At 60.2% G+C, this 19,605-nt stretch carries 21 protein-coding genes and 1 riboswitch; of the genes, 6 read left to right on the top strand and 15 right to left on the bottom strand.

Features of this window, described 5'->3' with window-relative positions; translation table 11 throughout:
- Nucleotides 1–52: 52 nt before the first annotated feature.
- The gene (locus tag M516_RS0115365) at nucleotides 53–352 is read right to left on the bottom strand and encodes a DUF3055 domain-containing protein (protein WP_029099895.1); all 300 of its coding nucleotides are present in this window, start codon (nucleotides 350–352) and stop codon (nucleotides 53–55) included.
- A 183-nt stretch (nucleotides 353–535) separates the two neighbouring features.
- Nucleotides 536–1,060, bottom strand: a complete 525-nt coding sequence (locus M516_RS0115360; protein ID WP_029099894.1) for a MarR family winged helix-turn-helix transcriptional regulator — start codon at nucleotides 1,058–1,060, stop codon at nucleotides 536–538.
- Between the two features lie 182 nt (nucleotides 1,061–1,242).
- On the opposite strand from M516_RS0115360, the gene M516_RS0115355 reads away from it, so the two are divergent.
- Nucleotides 1,243–1,671 carry a DUF1885 family protein gene (locus M516_RS0115355; RefSeq protein ID WP_029099893.1) on the top strand — a complete coding sequence of 143 codons (429 nt, stop codon included), beginning with the start codon at nucleotides 1,243–1,245 and terminating at the stop codon, nucleotides 1,669–1,671.
- A 170-nt stretch (nucleotides 1,672–1,841) separates the two neighbouring features.
- On the opposite strand, the gene M516_RS0115350 is transcribed toward M516_RS0115355, so the two are convergent.
- From M516_RS0115350 to dapD, 7 genes are all read right to left on the bottom strand, one after another.
- Complete coding sequence (locus tag M516_RS0115350; RefSeq protein WP_029099892.1) at nucleotides 1,842–2,204, bottom strand: DUF4912 domain-containing protein; 363 nt, start codon at nucleotides 2,202–2,204, stop codon at nucleotides 1,842–1,844.
- Between the two features lie 123 nt (nucleotides 2,205–2,327).
- Nucleotides 2,328–2,921 (bottom strand): hypothetical protein, encoded by a 594-nt coding sequence (locus tag M516_RS0115345; RefSeq protein WP_029099891.1) that lies wholly within the window; start codon nucleotides 2,919–2,921, stop codon nucleotides 2,328–2,330.
- A 175-nt stretch (nucleotides 2,922–3,096) separates the two neighbouring features.
- A complete protein-coding gene (locus M516_RS23620) occupies nucleotides 3,097–5,103 on the bottom strand; it encodes a beta-propeller fold lactonase family protein (RefSeq protein WP_152523408.1) in 2,007 nt (668 codons plus the stop codon).
- Nucleotides 5,104–5,115: 12 nt separating this feature from the next.
- A complete protein-coding gene (locus M516_RS0115335; RefSeq protein ID WP_029099890.1) occupies nucleotides 5,116–7,224 on the bottom strand; it encodes a hypothetical protein in 2,109 nt (702 codons plus the stop codon).
- 229 nt (nucleotides 7,225–7,453) lie between these two features.
- A complete protein-coding gene (locus M516_RS0115330; protein WP_029099889.1) occupies nucleotides 7,454–8,599 on the bottom strand; it encodes an N-acetyldiaminopimelate deacetylase in 1,146 nt (381 codons plus the stop codon).
- 4 nt (nucleotides 8,600–8,603) lie between these two features.
- Nucleotides 8,604–9,821, bottom strand: a complete 1,218-nt coding sequence (locus M516_RS0115325) for an aspartate aminotransferase family protein (protein WP_029099888.1) — start codon at nucleotides 9,819–9,821, stop codon at nucleotides 8,604–8,606.
- 16 nt (nucleotides 9,822–9,837) lie between these two features.
- On the bottom strand, nucleotides 9,838–10,548 hold the full coding sequence (gene dapD / locus M516_RS0115320; protein WP_029099887.1) for a 2,3,4,5-tetrahydropyridine-2,6-dicarboxylate N-acetyltransferase: 711 nt from the start codon (nucleotides 10,546–10,548) through the stop codon (nucleotides 9,838–9,840).
- 92 nt (nucleotides 10,549–10,640) lie between these two features.
- Nucleotides 10,641–10,826: riboswitch (Lysine riboswitch) on the bottom strand.
- A gap of 206 nt (nucleotides 10,827–11,032) precedes the next feature.
- Between dapD and M516_RS0115315 the strand changes: the two genes are divergently transcribed.
- The gene (locus tag M516_RS0115315; protein WP_029099886.1) at nucleotides 11,033–11,578 is read left to right on the top strand and encodes a GNAT family N-acetyltransferase; all 546 of its coding nucleotides are present in this window, start codon (nucleotides 11,033–11,035) and stop codon (nucleotides 11,576–11,578) included.
- 76 nt (nucleotides 11,579–11,654) lie between these two features.
- Here M516_RS0115315 and M516_RS0115310 read toward each other — a convergent pair whose 3' ends face one another.
- The 3 genes from M516_RS0115310 to M516_RS23610 are packed head-to-tail and all read right to left on the bottom strand — an operon-like array spanning nucleotide 11,655 to nucleotide 13,182.
- The gene (locus M516_RS0115310) at nucleotides 11,655–12,464 is read right to left on the bottom strand and encodes an EcsC family protein (RefSeq protein WP_029099885.1); all 810 of its coding nucleotides are present in this window, start codon (nucleotides 12,462–12,464) and stop codon (nucleotides 11,655–11,657) included.
- A gap of 11 nt (nucleotides 12,465–12,475) precedes the next feature.
- Nucleotides 12,476–12,706, bottom strand: a complete 231-nt coding sequence (locus tag M516_RS23615; RefSeq protein WP_051188238.1) for a hypothetical protein — start codon at nucleotides 12,704–12,706, stop codon at nucleotides 12,476–12,478.
- Nucleotides 12,707–12,726: 20 nt separating this feature from the next.
- On the bottom strand, nucleotides 12,727–13,182 hold the full coding sequence (locus M516_RS23610) for a DUF1284 domain-containing protein (RefSeq protein WP_044899510.1): 456 nt from the start codon (nucleotides 13,180–13,182) through the stop codon (nucleotides 12,727–12,729).
- A 151-nt stretch (nucleotides 13,183–13,333) separates the two neighbouring features.
- On the opposite strand from M516_RS23610, the gene M516_RS25670 reads away from it, so the two are divergent.
- Together M516_RS25670 and M516_RS0115290 are read left to right on the top strand one after the other, a co-directional pair.
- Complete coding sequence (locus M516_RS25670) at nucleotides 13,334–13,486, top strand: hypothetical protein (RefSeq protein ID WP_162836744.1); 153 nt, start codon at nucleotides 13,334–13,336, stop codon at nucleotides 13,484–13,486.
- A gap of 95 nt (nucleotides 13,487–13,581) precedes the next feature.
- Complete coding sequence (locus M516_RS0115290) at nucleotides 13,582–14,367, top strand: class I SAM-dependent methyltransferase (RefSeq protein WP_029099884.1); 786 nt, start codon at nucleotides 13,582–13,584, stop codon at nucleotides 14,365–14,367.
- Between the two features lie 107 nt (nucleotides 14,368–14,474).
- On the opposite strand, the gene M516_RS0115285 is transcribed toward M516_RS0115290, so the two are convergent.
- Genes M516_RS0115285 through M516_RS0115275 form a run of 3 tightly spaced genes read right to left on the bottom strand, consistent with a single transcriptional unit; the run spans nucleotide 14,475 to nucleotide 18,208 of the window.
- Nucleotides 14,475–16,001 carry an efflux RND transporter periplasmic adaptor subunit gene (locus M516_RS0115285; RefSeq protein ID WP_029099883.1) on the bottom strand — a complete coding sequence of 509 codons (1,527 nt, stop codon included), beginning with the start codon at nucleotides 15,999–16,001 and terminating at the stop codon, nucleotides 14,475–14,477.
- A 20-nt stretch (nucleotides 16,002–16,021) separates the two neighbouring features.
- Nucleotides 16,022–17,482, bottom strand: coding sequence for an ABC transporter permease (locus M516_RS0115280; protein WP_029099882.1), 1,461 nt, complete (start codon nucleotides 17,480–17,482; stop codon nucleotides 16,022–16,024).
- A 24-nt stretch (nucleotides 17,483–17,506) separates the two neighbouring features.
- Nucleotides 17,507–18,208 (bottom strand): ABC transporter ATP-binding protein, encoded by a 702-nt coding sequence (locus M516_RS0115275; protein ID WP_029099881.1) that lies wholly within the window; start codon nucleotides 18,206–18,208, stop codon nucleotides 17,507–17,509.
- 216 nt (nucleotides 18,209–18,424) lie between these two features.
- On the opposite strand from M516_RS0115275, the gene M516_RS25665 reads away from it, so the two are divergent.
- Complete coding sequence (locus M516_RS25665) at nucleotides 18,425–18,595, top strand: hypothetical protein (RefSeq protein ID WP_193746983.1); 171 nt, start codon at nucleotides 18,425–18,427, stop codon at nucleotides 18,593–18,595.
- Nucleotides 18,596–18,767: 172 nt separating this feature from the next.
- Nucleotides 18,768–19,583 carry a pyridoxine/pyridoxal/pyridoxamine kinase gene (gene pdxK, locus M516_RS0115265; RefSeq protein WP_029099880.1) on the top strand — a complete coding sequence of 272 codons (816 nt, stop codon included), beginning with the start codon at nucleotides 18,768–18,770 and terminating at the stop codon, nucleotides 19,581–19,583.
- The last annotated feature ends 22 nt before the right edge of the window (nucleotides 19,584–19,605 follow it).

The raw sequence follows: 19,605 nt of genomic DNA, 5'->3' as shown, positions 1-19,605 counted from the left end.
GCTCCTCCCTCCCCATTACAAAAACGGGCAGAAGGAATCCTTCTGCCCGGTGTCAGTACTGGTTATCATCCAACGGCATCGATGGCAAACACTCCTGGAAAAACTGGGAAAGCGTTTCTGCTTCATTCGCGCAGTCAATCCGGAAAATCTTTTTCAGGTACTCCGGATTGACCGCATCCTCCGAACTGAGAAGAGTGGATTGCCCCGTCTGCATACAGATGACCAGCGGCTTACCGTCAAACTTGTTGGTGAAGACGATCCCGAAGTCGTGTCGGGCACGTTCCGTGGCAAAACCGAAGAACCGTACCTGGGCAGTCTCCGCAACGTCGTACAAGTGGTCGAACCGTTCCATCAGCAATCCCTCCTCATGGCAATTGGTGTCCGAAAGCAAAATTGAGTAAATTTTCGGATTGTTTACCAGTATAACAAAAACAGCGGCAGATTTCCACCCCTGCCCTTTTGGCCGCCTTGTGGCCGCACAAAAGCGCGCATGGGCGATCTGCCGCCTTTGCTGCTCACCAATCCTGCAGCGATCCTAGCTGATCAGGTGGCGAAGGTTGGGCACGCGGTCCTCCCCTTCCTGAATCCAGCGAACTTTTTCCGCTCCGTGCAGCGATTGGGCGACAAACGACAAGCATTCAAAGAAAAGTTCCACGACGGCCGTACTGTACCGCTCCTCCAGCTTTTCCAGCGCATAGGTGAGCCGAAAAATCGCCGGTACGCTCCGCCTGCTCGCTTCGATCACTTCCCGTCCCTTCTGCGTCGGGTAGACGTGCACCACGCGCCCGTCCAGCTCCGACTTTTCGATCGAGACCATCCCTTTTTCCACCAGCTTTTTGATATGAATGACGATGGAAGACGGATGCCAAAAGGTCCATTCGGCAATCTGCGTCACGCGGACGCCTTCGTAGCAGTAAATGATCCAGAGAATGTTCAATTGCACGGACGAATCCAGCTCCGCCTCTTTGGCCGCCCGTTCCCAGTCTTCCTTGTTGACGACGTCAATGGCGCGCATGGTGTTTAACGCTTCGTAAACGTTTCGAATCGAAACCTCCTGCATCGGGTCCATTCCTCCACGATCCTTTATCATTGTTTCTCTTTCTTTATGAATGTGATATATATTTTACACTTTTCAGAAAAGACGTGCAATTATTTTCCTTTTGACTTGTCGCATTGCCAAAGAGTGGCAGGGAATGCTACACTAGTCGCAGGAGATTCCCGGGACTAGGAGTGACGGCAATCGTGAACCTGAAATCGGCCTACATCTATTTCGTGGAAGGCTCCACAGCCACGAAAGCGGACATCGACGACGTCAAAGCAAAGCTCGAGCGATACATCGACATGACGAGAAAAACGGGGGAACAACTGGGGTGGTCCTACGCGGACGCCGCCTTTCCGTACGTGATCGAGGAGCGGCCGGAAGGGGCGGGTTCCTGGATTCTGCTGAAGGGCAAGGATCCCACCCTCTACAAGGCCATCATCGTGGGTGTGGGCTCCCGGGAGGAGAACGGCCAGGAGCGGTTTTACATTCAGGTCTCCCTGCCGGAGTCGGCCACTCACGGCGACGTGAACAAGGCAAACGAATACTGCCGGTATTTGGCCCGCGAGTACAAGGCGGAGCTGCACCTGTTCAACAAGCGCATCCAGTACTTCCAGCCGCGCAAACCGTGAGCGTCTGGAAAACGGCAGCCGGTACGCACCGGCTGTTTTCTTTTTTCCAGGCTGTGCTTCTTTTCTCTGAGGAAAAGAAGCTTTTTGTCCCTGTTCGTCCCTCCTCCTGCCCGCCCGGAAGACAAAAAAAGGCTCTCCACTCGGGAGAGCCGTTTTTGCGCGTACGTTGATCAAATCGGTTGAGATCGGGACAGCGAATAAAATCTGCCATCAACCATTCGTATCCCCAGATCCACACAGTAGTGCAATCCCTGTGTGACGCCGTAGAGGATCCACTCCGATGAGCGGTGGTTAATGTCAAAGTCGGTGTAGAGGTCGGTGCCGTCGTTGCGGATCTCGTTGCGGTCTGTCACATCAAAGAGGCGGAGGACAAATGGCAGTTCGGCAAACGGGATGGCAAATTTCCGCTCCACCTCCCGTTCAAACTCCTTTGTCATGTGCCATTGGGCCAGGATCGATTGCTCGTCTTTCCAGGCAATCCGTATACTCGGGCCTTCTATGTCTGTGGATGACCGCGCGGGATTTGTCTCCATTCGCTCCCATCGTTCCTTTCTCTCATGTACTTGCATCAGGGTGACGCAAAACGTCATTTGCTACTCATTATACCATGACAACAAGCCATGTGGAAACGCGACCAAGCCAATTTTCTCATCCGGCTATCGTCCGACGGTAAAGCTGTTTTCGCCGACGGTGACGAACTCGTTGGACTTCTCCGGCTTCATCTGCAGCTGCACCTTGTACGTCCCGTACATTTCCAGCTTGGTGGAGACGAACGGTTCGGAGAAGTAGAAGCTGTTGGCGTTCAGCGTCGAGTACTTCCACTCCTTGCCGCGGTCCACCTCTTTGCCGTCCGGGCCGACCAGCACCAGGCGCAGTCTCAGGTCTCTTGTCACCGGCGCGTCATCCACCTCGACAAACACGTTAAACGTCCGCGGCACGTCCTTGTCGCTGTACCCTTTGATCGGGTTGCTGAAAATGATGTTCTTGTTGCGGGACTGCTGGATGCCCTCCAGCACCAGAATATTGACGTTCGGCTTGACGATCTCCAGTTTTCCGGAGCGTTGATCGTACTCGGCAAAGCCTCCCATCCGCTTGACCAGTTTCTGCATCGAAGCGGTCGTGGAAGCGGGCAAGCTGTCGACGATTCGCTCGCCGCCCAGATAGACTCGCATCGCGCCTTCGCCCAAGGCCGTGCTCCCTACGCCGGCGACCGTCAGCAACAACAGGGCAGACAACCATGCTTTCTTCATGTCGCAATCCTCCAGTATGTTTTGCGCGTCAGCGCTTGATTTCCCTTTTTTTCTTGCCATTAACTTATACGCCCAAGCCGGCAAATAGTTGTGGTCGCCCCGCAAACTTTTTTCACAATATCCACAATATCCACAGGCGCATCTCAAACTGGAGGAAGGACTTATCAACAGCCGTTTAATCCAGCGACAAGACGTACTCCACCAGCGCTTTCCGTTCCTGTTCGGTCAGCAAATGGGCGTTGCCGTGCTTGTGCTGCGGATTGCGCGTGGTCAGCACCTCTTCGATGGTGGCGGCGCTGCCGTCGTGCAGGTACGGCGCGGTCGCCCAGACGCCTCGCAGCGTCGGGGTATCAAACTCGCCCGGCTTGCGCGGATTTTGGAAATGGGCCCGGCCGTCGCCCTCTACCGCCCCTTTATCGGCCGGCGTGGCCGTGCCGACGTCGTGCAGAAAACGGCGGTTTTGCACGCTCAGCCTGCCGGCGGCGTCCACCGCCTGCGCGCTGTCGGTATAGTTCGGCAGGGCGTGACAGGTAATGCAGCCCGCCTTTCCCTTGAACAGCGCCTCTCCCTGTTGAGCCAGCGGCGTCAGCGATCCGTCCGGCTTCCGGTACGGACTTTTCGGCACCGGCAGCGAATCGGCGTAGTCCAGGTAGGCAAACATCTGGTCAAACATCTTTTGCACCTCGGGCGGCAGCGGTTTCGTCGGATCGAACTGGGTCATCCCGCCCATTTCGTTCTGCACCGTCAGCAGGTAGTCGGCAAAATCGTCACGGCTGCCATCCCAGGTCATCAGGCCCGTCTTGGTGGCGAGCACGTTGCTCGGCAGGTTGCGCGGCCCTTTGGGGGTCAGGAAGGTAAGCCCGTTGATCTCGCCGTCAAAGTGACAGGAGGCGCAGCTCATCCAGTTCTTGCCGGTGATCGGCGCGGCGAATCGGTCGCTGTTGGCGGAAAAGAACATCACTTTGCCGGCGCGAACGTCGGGGGGCAGCGGATCCTTGGCGATCAGGGGGAGCGGTTTTCCCGAGACGGCCGCTTTTTTGTACGAATCGGAGCCGCCGGTCTCGACGAAGACGAGGTCGTGGCTCATCGTGTTGTGGATGTACAGCTCGCTGCCGTCCGGGGAGATCACCATGCCGCGCGGGTTGGCCCCCGGCACGCGGCGCAGAAGCTGCGTCGCCCGTCCGCCGCGCCGGAGGTCGAAGGTCATCAGGTCCTCGCTTCCGCCCATGACCACAAACGCTTTGCTGCCGTCCGGCAGAAAGGCCACGTCGGCTGGGTTGGAGACAATCTCCGTCTCGTTTTTCACGTTGACGATGTTCATCTGCTTGAACAGGTGCTTCCGCTCCTCCACCCGCTCCTTCCGCGCCGTCGTGTCGATCACCGACACCGTCGGAAAGATGGTGGACTCAAACTGGATCGGCGTGTCTGTGTTGGTCAGGATATGGGGCAGCCACAGCTCTTTTCCGTCCGGGGAAAACGTCATGTTTTCCACCATGCCGGGCACCCCCTGGCTCACCTTTTGGTCGTGATTGGGCGGTTCCGGCGTCTCGGCCAGCGCCACCGTTTTTTTCACCTTCCAGGCGGCGGTGTCGATCACGCTCACATGACCGTTGAGGTAATGGCTGACGTACAGCTCCGAACCGTCCGCGTTCAGCGCCAGGCCGCGCGGTTCCCGCTCCACCGGGAGTTCGCGGACCACCCGGTTGGTGGACGTGTCGATCACGCTGATGACCCCTCCGCGGTACGAACTGACGTAGACCCATTTGCCGTCGGGACTGGTGACGACGGCAAACGGCTGATGGGCCACCGGAACGGAGGCGATCACCTGCCGTTTTTCCAGATCGACCACGTCCACCCGATCGTCGTGCATCGCCGTCACGTAGGCGCACCGGTCGTCAGGCGAGAGGGCGATGCTGCGCGGCTCCCGCCCGACCGGGATCTCCGCGGTCACGGCCCGTTTTTTCACGTCCACCAGCGTGATCGTCGGCACGTCGATGTTGGCCGTCACCACCGCTGTGCCGTCGCGGGTGATGGCGATCGGCCGGCTTTCCGCAGGGGCTTTTCTCGGTTCGCCGGCAGGTCCCCCGACCGCTTCGTCAGTCGGGCTGCAAGCGGAAAGGGCAAGGGCCGCAATCAGCCCCCACCCTATCCATGTGAACCGCTTATTCCGTTTGTTTTCCACGGCAGAACCCTCCTACGGCTTCTTCACCGTTACCGGCAGAAGCACGGGGGCGATGCCGTACGGGCCGTGTTTGCCCACGGCCGCCTGAATCTGCGGCACGGTGTCCTTGTCCGTATTGTCCGGCGAGTCGGACGTTTCCTTGTAGTAGTCACCCGTATCCCAGAATTCGCTCGCCTGCATCCCGCCCTCCAGCGTCGGGCCGTTGACCACTGTCTTGAAAAAGCGGGTGTACATGTCGGTCAGCTTACCCAGTTCGAGCGAGGGGTATTTTTCCTTGTCCGCGTCCGTGTTGACCAGGTTGAGCATGCCGAGGCGCAGCCCGGCGGAGACGGCGCCTGCCAGGTACGGATCGTAGGCGTAGTCGTTCTCCTTGCCGACTGCGTCGCGAAAAGCGGACGCCCCGTCGTCCCAGAACGTTTTCACCGTCTGGTCGAACAGCTTGCGGGCGGCATCCCGGTACTTCTCCTCCTTGGTCGCCAGAAACGCCGCCGTCAAACCGCGGATGGCCCCCAGTTGGGCCTTCAGCGTCTTGGCGTCGCCATCCCGGCCCGAGCCGATGCGGTAGCCGTTTGCCACCAGGCCGTCCTGTTCGTCCAAGAGCTTGGTGAGGATAAAGTCGGCCTGCGCCTTGATCATGCCCAGCGCCTTTTTCCCCTCCGGCGTACCCAAGCCTTGCGCCGCTTCACCGCTCGCGTATCCCAGCGGCATGCCGTCGACCGCCCGCTGGAACAGGCGCAGCGCCTCCAGGGCGTATCCGATCTGGAAGGTGTCGGCGTGATCGCCCTGCCCGTTCGCCTCCCCGGAGTGTTCGTCCACCAGCGTCTGCTCCCTGGCGTTCCAGTGCATCGCCTCCAGGTTGGCAAACAGGGTGTACAAAATGTCCCGGTTGAGCGAATACGGATCGTCCGCCTTCACGTCGTTTGCGATTTGATTGTCCAGGTTGGCCGCCGGCGCTTTCGGGAACGGGTCGCCGTCAAACACGGCCAGAAACGCCGGGTTTTGATTCCGGTTGGCGGGCCGCTGATCGGACGTGCCGAAAAATTCGGAAGCGGCCCACATCATCAGCCATTGGTCCTGCAGCAGGCTGCGTTTGTCGGTGACCTTCAGCTCCTTGACGCCGGGGAATTCCTTGCTGCCGTCTTCCGCCACCTGGATGGCGTGGGGAAGGTAGACAAGCCCCTTGGCCGGATCGTATTTCGTTCCCGGCGTGGCCCCCAGCTTGCCGCTGGCCGCATCCAGGAACAGCCGGTCGCGCATGAAGGCGAGCTTGTTCCAGACGCCCTCCGCGAGCAGCACCCCCTGCAAACCGTCCGCCGTGCTGACGCCAAGGCGGATATTGGGGTCCTTGTCCTGGTCGGGCGAGGCGGCCTCCAGCTCTTCGTCCTTGTCCACCGTGTGGAATCCGCCCAAAAAGTCACCCAGCCAAAGCGCCTGCTTCAGATAGGTCCCGCCGAGCGCGGACGGGGTCAGCACCCGCTCCATTCGGCCGCGGTCCCAGCGCAGCGTGGCGAAGTCCACCTGGTATTTGGGAATGTAGCGTCCGTCTTCCCCGTCGGCGAACTTGCTGGTGTCCACCTTGGTCACGTAGTGCGGATCGCCGGACGCGTATTCGACAAACGTGGGGAACATGTTTTGAAACAGCTCCTCCGGCGCGTAGCCGACCGCTTTGGCCAGCGCGAAATAGCGCTCCGCCAGCGCCTTGCGCGGGTCGTTGGCTCCGGCCCGCTTGACGTTGACGGGACCGTTGACGAGATGCAGGCCCAAGCCGGACTTTTCCACCACTTCGTACATCGCCTCTTCGGAATACTCGTAGGACTCGATTCCGGCGGTGTAGTCAAACGGGGTGGGGCTGTCCGGCTTGCCCGCATCCAGCAGGTCCAGGTCAAGCCCCAGCGACTCCGCGAGCGGTTCGCCCGACAGCTCAAACTCGGAATAGGCAAACATGTTGGCCGCCGTGTCAAAGCGGTAATCGGTCTTTTCCACGCGCAGACCCTGTGCTTTGGTGCCGGCCGCCTGGCCCGCGGGCTGCTGTGCGGACTGGTTGGTGCCTGACGGCGCCTCCGGGGTGCACCCTGCCAGCAAGGCGGTTGCCAGCAATACGGAAAACGGTTTTCTTGCCAAGGAAACTCCTCCTCCTGCCGTTGACGCATATAAGCGGATGATAATGAGAGTTATTATCAATGAAGATGATTCTCATTATACGCCCGGCAGTCATGCTTGTAAATGAGCAAAATGAAAAGCGACTCGATTGGAGTCGCTTTTCGATGAACGGATTTTCGCCCGCGTGTTTTCGCGCGCGTGTTATCGCAGCCAGGCCGAAACGATCACGGCAAGGACCAGCTGGTCCTGCTCAGATCAGCCATTCCTCCTGCCCGGACAGCCAGGTCAGATAGTCCGTCACCAGACTGATGGCGATGTCGATCGCCCGCTCGTCCGGTTCAATTTTCGCATGGTGCAGGCCGTAGGGCGTATTCACCCCGAGCCAGAACAAAAAGCCGGGGATTTCCGACAGGAAAAAGCCGAAGTCCTCCCCCGTCATCGCTTCGCTGCAGCGGATCGGCGTGATGTCCGGGCGCTTGGTGCCTACCCATTCCATGAACTGCTCGGTCAACGCCTCATGGTTGTACACTTGGCAGTACCCGCAGCCGTAATCGATGGTGGCCGTGCATTCGAATCCCGCTTCGACGCCTTTGACCAGCGCCTCGATGCGGCTTTTGACCCGGGCCATCGACTCCAGCGACAGCGTCCGGATCGTCCCCTCCAGCCGCGCCGTTTCCGCGATGATGTTCTGCTTGGTGCCCCCTTCGATCTTGCCCACTGTCACGACGGCCGCATCGAGCGGATCGATGTTGCGGGCCACGATCGACTGAAGCTGCGTCACCAGATGGCTGGCCGCCACCACCATGTCGTTTGCCTTGTGGGGAAAGGCCGCGTGCCCCCCTTTGCCGGTCAGCTCGATCATCAGCTCCGAGGTGTTGGCAAACAGGATGCCCGGCTTGGTGGCGATGTGCCCCACCGGGTACTCCGGCGCGATGTGCAGGGCAAAGATGCAGTCGGGCCGCCACTCGGCAAACGCCTCGCTCTCCATCATCGGCTTGGCGCCGCCCGGTCCTTCTTCGGCCGGCTGGAACACGAAGAGCAGATCGTCATCGACGGGATGGTGAACAAAATGGGTCAGAATGCCCAGCCCGATTGCCATGTGCATGTCGTGGCCGCAGGCGTGCATGTACCCCTCGTGCGTGGAGCGGAACGGATAGGTCGTCTCCTCCCGAATCGGCAGACCGTCCATGTCCGCCCGCCAGGCAATCGTCCGCTTGGGATGAAGCCCGCGCACCCTGACGAGGATGCCGGTGCGCCAGGTCTTGATCTGCAGGCGCTCCTGCGGCAGCCGCTCCAGATAGTCCAGCAGATAGCGCTGCGTTTTGTACTCCGCAAAACCGGGTTCGGGAATTTGATGCAGGTCGCGGCGAATCCGTACAAACGGGGAATCGGTCATCCCTCTACACTTCCTTTCCGGTGCCGAGCGCCGTCAGTTGGCGGGCAAACACATCCACAAACCGGTCCACATCCGCCCGCGTCAAGGTGAGCGGAGGCAGCAGGCGGACGATCGTCTTTTGCGTCACGTCGACGAGGATGCCCTCGGCCAGCAGGTTTTGCTGCAGCCGGGCCGCTTCTTCGGGCGTCGCGTGCAGCGGAATGCCCACCATCATGCCTTTGCCGCGCAGCGCCTGAAGCTGCTCCGGCAGGCGCTGTCTCAGCTCTTCCAGACGTCCCCACAGGTAGCCGATCACGTCGCTCACATGGGCGCGGAAGGCCGGGTCGAGCAATTCGTCCAGCACCGCGTTGCCCAGCGCGGCGGAGAGCGGCGAGGGCGCAAAGGTCGTGCCGTGATCCCCCGGCTTGAACAGATTCATCAGCCGTTGGCCGGCGATCACCCCGCCAAGCGGCAGGCCGCCGCCCACTCCTTTGGCAAACAGGATCAAATCGGGCGTCACCCCTGCGTGCTGATAGGCAAACAGACGGCCCGTACGGCCCATGCCGGTCTGGATTTCATCCATGGCAAACAGCACGCCCTCTTCCCGGCAGATCGCCTCCGCTTCCCGCAAATACGCTTCGGAGAGCGGCACCACGCCGCCGGAGCCGAGCACCGGCTCCATCAGGAGGGCCGCCGGCTTCTCGCTCCGGCAGACCGCGCGAAGCTGTTCCGCGTCTTCTGCATCCAGCTCGTAGACGGGAAAGTCGGGCTGGGGAAAATCCTGATAGACGTGGGGCTGCCGCGTCAGCCGCACCGCCCCCAGCGTGCGCCCATGGAAGCTGTTGCGCAGGACGGCGATCCCCGTCCGGCCGGCCCCCTCCGCTTTCGTCCATTTGTGGATCAGCTTGATCGCCGCTTCCGTCGCCTCCGCCCCGGAGTTGGAGAAAAAGACCTTGCCGGGGATGGTGTTGTCGATCAGCCGCTGCGCCAGCCGGATCGCCGGCGGGTTGAGAAAGACGTTGGAGATGTGCAGAAACCGCTCGCCCTGCTCCCGGAGCGCCTGGACAATCCGCGGATGGGAGTGGCCCAGCACGTTGACGGCCAATCCGGTAAACAGGTCCAGATACGCCCGGCCGTCGGTGTCGTACAGGTAATTGCCCTCTCCTTTGGCGATTGCGATCGGCAGCCGTTTGTACGTCGAGACAATGTACTGTTCGTCGAGCGAACGCCAGTCCGTAGCCATATTTTCACTCACGCTCCTACAGCTGCCGCAGCTCCTGCTTGATCTCCGTCTTGGAGCGTGTCTTTTCGTCGATCTGTTTGATGATGCGCGCCGGAGTGCCGGCCACGACCACGTTCGGCGGAACGTCCTCGATGACGACCGCGCCGGCGGCCACGACGGAACCTTTGCCGACGCGAACGCCTTCCAGAATCACCGCATTGGCGCCGACCACCACGTCGTCTTCAATCACGACAGGCTGCGCGGACGGCGGTTCGATTACGCCCGCGATCACCGCACCGGCGCCGATGTGGCAGTTTTTCCCGATGGTGCCGCGTCCGCCGACGACCACGTTCATGTCGATCATCGTGCCTTCGCCGATGACGGCGCCGATGTTGATCACCGCCCCCATCATGATCACGGCGTTGTTGCCGATGCTCACCTGGTCGCGGATGATCGCGCCCGGCTCGATGCGCGCCTGGATGCCTTTCGTGTCCAGCAGCGGAATGGCGGAGTTGCGGCGGTCACTTTCCACCACGTAATCGGCGATTTTGTCCTTATGCTGCTCCAGCACCGGCTCGATCTCCTTCCATTCGCCGAAGACCACGCCTGTGCCGTTGCTGATAAACGTTTTGGCGTTTGCGCCGAAATCGATGCCGTCCAGGTCTCCTTTCAGGTATACCTTCACCGGCGTTTTCTTTTCGCTTTTTTGGATAAACGAGATAATTTCATGTGCATCCATCATGTTCACTGTGAATCTCCTCCATGACACTGTATGTGGAAATGTAGAAAAAGCAATGAGAGCAGACGCTATCCTCATTGCTTTTTGATACCTGAAAGCAAACCGTAAATAGCGCTCCACGAAAGGCCGTGCCTTTCATGACAGGGCGACCGTTGTTCACGGGAACCCCAGCCCTCGCCGTCCGAGGGGTACGGCCAGAACTTCGGCGCCTTGGCCTTTCCGTCTTCCCACGCCCCCCGCGTTTTTCGGCAAGACGTACTCTTCCGCAGCGCACCTCTATTTGTTGATACGTTATGGAATTTCCTTTTACTCTATCAAAATCCTCCCCGGGTGGCAACCTCTGAATGGAAAGTCGCTGGCGTAGCGGAGCAGCGGTGCGCGCCCGCATCCATACGGTCCTGGCGCAATCTGCCGGGACCGTCTTTTCAGGCGGCCGCAAACGTGGTACACTGACGGTCCCCAGATTCCGTCCGGAGAAAAGGAGGACCGCTCCATGTCTTCGCTGGCACAAAGCGTGTACATCCGCCCCCTGACGGCGGAAGACGCGCCGGCCATGTTGGCGCTGCGCGTCCGCAATCAGGCGTTTTTTCAACCGTTTGAACCGATCCGCCCCGCGTCGTTTCTCACCCTGGAGGGACAGCGGGAGCAGTTGGCGGCTGCCGAGCGCGACTTCGCGGCGGGAACCGCCTACGCCTTTGGCGTTTTTCTGCGGGAGAACGACGAGCTGATCGGCCGCGTCAACCTTTCCAACGTCGTCCGGGGCGCCTGGCAAAACGCCACCATGGGCTATTATCTCGACCAGTCCCTTAGCGGCCGCGGCTGCATGACGCAGGCCGTCCGGCAGGCGCTGCGATTCGCGTTCGCGGAAGCCGGGCTGCACCGCGTACAGGCGGCGGTCATGCCTCGCAACGGGGCCTCCATCCGCGTGCTGGAAAAGACCGGTTTCCGCCGGGAAGGGCTGTCGCTTCGGTATCTGCAGATCAACGGCGTTTGGGAAGACCACCTGATCTTCGCGATCACGCGCGAGGAGTGGACTTAAATAGCCGAAATCACGCGGCCTGTCCTGTGCTGCTCAGGCAGCGGGGAAAGCCGGAGTGCGCGGGACATCCTGCCCGTCAGGCTCCGGCTTCCTCCTGCCGCAGCCGCTCCAGAATCCGCCGCTTGCGGTACAGCATCCGGCCCGTTTCCGCCACATCCTGCACGGTGGAGCGGTTCAGGTAAGCGCCAAACAGCATGCCCGCCACCGGCACCATCTGAAACAGCTTTTTCCAGCCGAAGTTTTCCGTGTACGTCACCACCACTTCCCGCCAGCCCTGCAGTTGGGCGATGACATCCCGCTGTCTTTCGGGCTCGTCAAAGCGGGAAAGCTCCTCCAGGATCGCCCGCTTGCCGACGATGTCGGAAGAGGCAAACTGCAGGCATTTGACGATGAACAGCCGCTCCCGCTTCTCCTCGGGGCGGTATCCGTAACAGAGCGCCATCTCCTGCAGCACCTTGAGCGAGGTGCCCAACAGCAGCGGGACGTCGATCGCCAGGGTGAACAGCCCGCCAAACCCCGTTGTCGCTCCCTGCACCGTGGCAAACGCGGCGCGGGATGCCACCATTTCCGCTGCCACCTTGTCCATGGTGACCAGCGGCAATCTCTTGACGTCCTCCTGCTTGGGCCGTCCCGTTCCCGGCTGGGCCTCCTGGAACCGCGCATACACCGACTCGTCGCTTACCAGATAGGTACCCCCCTGCTCCAGAAAGGCGGCCATTTCATCGACAGCCGTCCCCAGCTTCTCCCTGACGACGGCGGGCGTAACGCGGTCCAAAAGCACAAACGGCAGCCGGCCCAGCTTTTCCCAGAACCACAGGTCCTTCTGGTCCCGTTCCCACGCTTCCACTTCGTCCAACGCCCGCAAGAGCAACTCTCTCGTCTCCATTCCGACTCAACTCATCTCCTTTTGTCACGCGTCTGCCTCTCGCCGCCTGGCTGTGCGGCCGTTTTGCGCAGCCGGCAGCGGGTGCGCAGCATCGCCTTTGCATAGGCCTCCAGCTCCGCGAGGGAAGCAAATCCCTCAAAGACCTCACATCGTTCTACGATCCCCAGCTTGAGATGTTTCACCGCGCCGTCCTCCAACCGGAACCCCAGCTTTTCCAATACGCCGCGCTCTTCGTCCGTCACGATTCCTCTCTCCTTTCCCGCTATGGGGCGGATTTCCGCTCCTGCCTGCTGGCGGCCTGCGTCTGGCGCAAGCGGGCGATGCCCTCGCGGCACACGCCGTATTCGTACCAGGAGCATCCGGCGCACAGGAAGGCCAGATCGTCCGGTTCCACCAGGCGGCGGGTGCGCTCCACCAGTTCCGATTTGAGGTAGACCTCTCCCGCCGTCAATCCCAGATGGGCCAGAACGTTGCGGTCCAGCGTCTGCACGTGCTCTTCCGAATCGGGAGAAGCTTCGCACCGTTCCGCTCCCTTGTTGGGACACGCCTGGCACGTGTCGTCGAATCCCCGCACCACCCGAATGGGAAAATCCTGCCGGGGATCGCGGATCCGCTCGACGATTTCCCCCATTTTGGCGACAAACGCGGGGCTGTACCCCATCCCCTGAAACCCGTGAACGCACAGCAGATGATGGCCGCGCAGCACAATCGGTTCCATACGTTCCTCCTCCCTGCCGACACCCGGCATCTTTCCTTGGTTTTATCGTACTGCTTTCGCCATCCCTCCACAAGGCGGCCGCCGGGACAGGCATAATGCTCCCGCTGCTGGCAAACGCTAGGGACAGCCCAAGCGAAAGGAGGCAGGATCGATGGACAAGCGGACGGACGAGCGCAATCCGAAGCACGAACCGACCATCGCGCCCGGGATGGAGATGGACGAGCTGGAAGAAGAGGCGACGGAGGAAGAAATCGAAAACGGCGACTCCACCTCTGTAACCACGCTGTATCTTGACCGGATATAGCAGCATCAATAGGAAATAACTATAGACTTTATACTTTTTATAGATTTGACGAATAACCCCTCCACTGGTACAACGATACCAAGGAGGGATTTTCCATGCATGTAGAGAACCGCTGGAACGCACGGCTGTACGACGGCAAGATGGACTTTGTCTCCCGGTTTGGCAAAGGCGTGCTGGAATGGCTTCAGCCGCAGCCGGGGGAAACGATTCTCGACCTGGGCTGCGGAACGGGCGATCTCTGTGCCGAGATGGCCAAGGCCGGGGCTGTGCCGACGGGAATGGACCTGTCCGCCGACATGATTGACACGGCGCGGAGCAAATACCCCGCGCTGCGGTTTTTCGTCGCCAACGCCGAGACGTTCGTGACGGAGGAACCGTTTGACGCCGTCTTTTCCAACGCCGCCCTGCACTGGATGAAGCGGCCGGAAGCCGTCATCCGCCAGGTGTGGCTGGCGCTGAAGCCGGGCGGACGGTTCGTGGCCGAGTTCGGCGGAGCGGGCAACGTGGAACGGGTCGTCCAGGCCATCCGCGCCGTCCTGGCCGACAAGGGGCGCGATGCGGACAGCCGCAACCCCTGGTACTTCCCCGGCATCGGCGCCTACACCTCGCTTCTGGAACGGCAGGGCTTTGTCGTCAAACTGGCGCATCACTTCGAACGGCCCACACCGCTTCCGGACGGGGAACAGGGGCTGCGCCACTGGCTGGATGCGTTCTGCGGCCCGTTTTTTGCCGACATGCCGCCGCAGGAAAAGGACGAGACCTGCACGATGATCGCCGATCGGCTGCGGCCCGCCTTGTTCCGCGACGGCTCCTGGGTCTTGGACTACAGCCGGATCCGGGTCGCCGCCCTCAAGCCGCACGAGCAAAGGCCGCTCCCGTAAAGCGGATCGGCTGCGTACGGCTGCCAATCAAACAACCCGCCTGCTCTGCCGCAATGGCACAAGCAGGCGGGTTCCTTTTGAGCCGGGGACGTGCGGACACGGCCGTGCTACATGCCTTCGCCGCCGTTCATCATCAGCACTTCCTCGCCTTCCGCGATGCCGCTCTTGATTTCGATGAATTCCGACCCTTCGATGCCGATCTCCACTTCTTTGGGCGTCGGCTCCCCGGTTTTCGGATCCTTCACCATGACGGTTCCCTTGCCGTCCTCCAGCACGTCGACCGCCTGCAGCGGCAGCCGGAGCACGTTTTCCTTCTTCTCCACGTAAATGTCGCAGTCGCCGGTCATTCCGTGCTTCATCTCAGCCGCGTCGGTCAGCTCGATTTTCACCGCGAAGCGGACCGTCTTGTCCTCTTTCGTCCCCTCTTTGGGCACGTCCACCACCTTGCCGGTAAACGGCTTGTTGCCAAACGCCGTCACGTACACCTCGGCCGTCTGCCCCACCCGGATGGACGGAATGTCGATTTCATCCACAGCCGCCACAAAATACACGGCGCTGCTGTCCATGATGACCGCGGCCGGCTTGCCGGAGTCCGGCGTCTCGCCCGGTTTGACCTCCAGCTTGGTAATCACCCCGCTGATCGGCGCCGTCACCCGCTTTTTCGCGATCTCCCGCTTCTTCTGCTCCAGGGTCAAGAGCGACTCCTTCAAGGCCAGTTCCTTCTCCTTCAGGTCCAGTTCGGAGGCGGACATGTCCATTTTCGCCAGCAGTTGGCCTGCCTTGACCTCGTCGCCGTTTTCCACTTCCACCTTGCCGACCTTGCCGTGGGTGCCGGCCACGACCTCCACGACGTCCGGGTCTTCAAACGGCGTCGCCATCTGGCTGGCGAACAGAACGCCGTTCGGGTCGACGTACTGCACTTCTCCCAGGTCTCCCACGTACAGCGCTCCGGGCTTTTTCACCAGCACCTCCACGTCGTGGACCCCGCCGACGCCTTTTTCCTTCTTCCCGATCAGGTCGACCTTGGTAACCGTACCATCGAGAAAGATCATCGACGCGGAGATAAACACTTTCACCTTTTGTCCCACCTTGAAGTGCTCCGCTTCAAAGGCGGAAAACTTTCCGGTAATCTTCAGGTGATCGGTGTCGACCAGTTTGGCGACCACGGTCTCCGGTGTCACCGTATCCCCTTCCTTGACCAGCACTTCCTTCACCTTGCCGCCCATGGAAAAGGCAATCCTGTCCTTCCGGTTTTTCAAATCGTTCAGTTCCCTCTGGGCGCGGACAATGCTCAGCTCCTGCTTTTGCAGCTCCAGGGCGGCGTCCGTGCTGTCGATGGAGAACAGCGGATCCCCTTTGTTCACGCGCTGCCCCTCTTTCACAAAGACCTGCTCCACCTTGCCGGCCAGTTCCGGTTTTACCTCTTCGCGTGCCTTCGCTTCCACGGTCCCGGAGGCAAAGATGGTCTTTTTCACGTCCCCCCTGTCCACGACTGCGGTGGGAAAGGAGGGCGGCCCCTCCTGCGGCTGTTCGGCGGCGGCGTCTTTGGATCCGAGATAGTGATAGCCGGCGTATCCTCCTCCGCCCAACAGGACAACGACTGCCGAAAGAATGATCCACGTTTTCTTGTTCATACTCCCTATCCCCACATTCTTTATTCAGATCGAATGGCTTGCAGCGCGCTCAACCGGGAGGCGCGGATGGCCGGGAAAATGCCCGCCAGCAAACCGATGACAAACGAAAACCCGATGGCGAACAGCGACAGCCACGACGGGATGACGGCAAGGCGCAGCTTCTCCTCTCCCTCCGGTCCGCCGAAGCCGATGTTGAGACTGCTCATGATTCCACCCGCTTCCCCGAAGTAGTTGACCAGTTCCACCGCTCCCCAGGCGATGCCGAGGCCGGCCAGTCCGCCAATCAATCCGATGAAGCCCGATTCCATCAGGAACAGCCAGCGGATGTTGTACACGGTGGCGCCGATGACCTTCATGATGCCGATCTCCTTGGTCCGCTCCAGAATGGACATGATCATCGTGTTGACGATGCCGATCGTGGCGACCAGCAGCGAGACTGCGGCAATCCCGCCCAGCACGATCTGGATGACGAAGAAGAACTTGTTGATCTGCTCCAGTTCGCGGGCGGGCGACCAGACTTCAAACCCGCGTTCCTGCAGCGCCTTTACGACGCTCTCCACCTTCTCGCGCGACTCCACCTTCACCGTCATCTCGTCAAACTCAAAGCTGTCCTGCTGCGCAGTCTCGCGGGTGCGCCGGGTGCTGCCGCCGCCATCGCCGAACTCGTCACCCCGACTGCGGTTGAGCCAGTCGTTCATCTCTTTCACCAGGCCGAGCGGCGCATAGACGGCGTTTCCGTAGCGGCGGTTTTCCGACTGCCGCAGTTGGCCGACGACTCTCACGCGGACTTCCTTCTTTTCGAAGTGCGGCTCGTCGTCGATCCGGTACTCGCGCGTCAGCACGATCGTAGCCGTCTTGTCGACGAGATTGAACGATTGGGGGGCCTCCTCGCCCCTCCCGAAGCGAGGCGGCATCATCTCCGCTCCCCCGCCCCGGTTGGCGTCCGCGCTTCTCCGCCGCGCTTCCCGCCGTTCCTTTTCCACGTCCCGCAAATTGCCGGCAACGTGATAGGCCACGACGATTTCCTGCGGCGATCCGCTCAGGTAGCTGCCTTTTTCCACGTCATTCTTGCGGTAGGCGGCCGATTCGAGCGCGTCCACCCCGATCACCTCGATAAACCCTTCCCGCCTGCCCACTTTCAGCTTGGCTTCCCCTTGTATCCGCTTGATCGGCATGACCGCCGCCACCCCGGATATGCCCTTGATCTCCCGCACCGCGTCCATGTTCAGCTTTTTCCGCTGATCGTCCGGGATGGGCTCGTCCTTTTCGTAATCGAAAAAGGCCGGCTGCACGTCCAGCTCCGTCAGGTTGCCGAAGTTCTCCAGGCTCTTGACGGCGTTTTCCTTCAGTCCCAGACTGAGGGCGATCATCGCCACAATGGCGGCCGTCCCAATCATGACGCCCACGGAGGTGAGCGCCGTGCGCAGCTTCATGCGCCACAAGTTTCGCCAGACGATGCGAAACGAATCCAGTAGTTTCACAGTAGGTTCACCTCATACCCTCTCTCATGCCGGTTTCGTCCGTTTTTGCACGACCCGTCCGTCCTGCAGATAGATGACGCGGTCGGACTGTTCCGCCACTTCCTGTTCGTGGGTGACGATGATAAACGTCGTGCCGTTTTCGCGGTTCATCCGCCTCATCAGCTCCAGGATTTCCTGCTCGGTTTTGCTGTCCAGATTCCCGGTCGGTTCGTCGGCAAGCACAATGCTGGGCTGGTTGACCAGGGCGCGGGCGATGCTCACCCGCTGCTGCTGGCCGCCGCTCAGTTCGTTCGGCTTGTGATCCATCCGTCCTTCCAACCCGACCCGCTCCAGCATCTCCTTTGCTTTGGCCCGTCTGCTTTTTCGGCTTTCGCCGGCAAAAATCAGCGGCAGTTCCACGTTTTCCAGCGCGGTCAGGTTGGGCAGCAGGTTGTACGATTGAAAAATAAAGCCCATGCATCGCCGGCGAAACAGACACAGTTCGTTCTCGCTGAAGCGGGAGATTTCTTCCCCGTTGACGAAAATGCTCCCCTCGTCCGGTTTGGTCAAACCGGCCAGCAGGTTCAACAGCGTCGACTTGCCCGATCCTGACGATCCGCACAGGGCGACAAACTCCCCTTTGTCAACGTGCAGATTGATGTCGAACAGCACGGGAACCTTGATCTTGCCCGTCCCGTAGCTGTGATTGACGCCCGTCACCGTCAATTCGCCTGTTCCGTTGGCCATCTCGTTTTCCACCTCGTTTGTCGTTCCGTGTAAAATTGGCATCCTTTATCTATAGACGCAAAAACAGGAAAAACGTAACGAAGCGCTGGAAAAACTTTTCTTGTTCACGCAACAGCAACACTTTCTTCAAGAAAATGTAACACCCCGGTAACCTAATGCTTCCAGCGCGTTGATACAATAAAGGTGTGAACAAAAACGAGAGAGGGCAGATTGACGATGAGAATCTATCGGTTTTTGTTTGAAACGGCGTCACGTCAATGGATTGAAATCATCAAGGCACCCAGCATGTTTGAGGCAGCCAAAGAGGCCAAGCGCCTCGCCTCGAAGCGCGCCAAGGCCATGTCCACCCCGATCACCTTCTCGTTCCATCACATTGCATCTGTCTAATAGAGAAAACCTACATAGAAAACCGCCCAGGATCACGGAACGCTTCTCCCAGCCGGAGAGGCGTTTTTTCATCGGGCGAACGTATTGACACCGCTCTTGTTTTCCTCTTCAATTTAGGTAGAACGTAAACGAACCGCACCACCAGTTGCGGCTGCAAAGGGAGACATCTGCCATGACGATTCGCAAAGCGTTAACCATCGCGGGATCTGACACCAGCGGCGGCGCCGGCATCCAGGCCGACCTGAAGACGTTTCAGGAGCTGGGCGTCTACGGAATGACCGCCCTGACCGTGATTGTTGCCCAAGATCCGCACAATTCCTGGTTTCACGAGGTGTTTCCAATCGACCTCGGCACCCTGGAGAAGCAGTTGGAAACGGTCCTCTCCGGCATCGGCGTCGACGCCGTGAAAACCGGCATGCTGGGCACGACGGAGCTGATCGAGCTGGCGGCCAGGAAAATCGATCAATACCAATTGAAGAACGTCGTCGTCGACCCGGTGCTTGTCTGCAAGGGGGCGGACGAAGTGCTTCATCCGGAAGTGGCGGCCAGCCTGCGCGACGTCCTCGTTCCCCGGGCCACTGTCGTTACCCCCAACCTGTTTGAGGCCGGTCAGTTGAGCCAAATGGGGGCGCTGAAAACCGTCGACGACATGAAAGAAGCCGCCAAGCGCATTCACGACAAAGGGGCGGCCTACGTGCTGGTGAAAGGCGGCGGCAAGCTCGCGCACGAAAAAGCGATTGACGTCCTGTACGACGGCCACACGTTTGACATTCTGGAAGGCGAGCGGATCAACACCACCTACACGCACGGCGCCGGCTGCACCTACTCCGCCGCCATCTGTGCGGAGCTGGCCAAAGGCAAATCGGTGCGCGAGGCGGTAGCGGTAGCCAAGGCGTTCATCACCGAAGCGATCCGCCACTCCTTCCCGCTCAACCAATACGTCGGACCGACGCATCACGGCGCATACCGCAGCCTGCAAAATGCCTGACAGCAAAAAACTCCAATCCGTC

The organism is Brevibacillus thermoruber 423, from assembly GCF_000454065.1.
GTDB lineage: Bacteria > Bacillota > Bacilli > Brevibacillales > Brevibacillaceae > Brevibacillus > Brevibacillus thermoruber.
The sequence above is the reverse complement of the archived record's forward strand: the minus strand, read 5'-3'. Positions and strand labels throughout refer to the sequence as shown.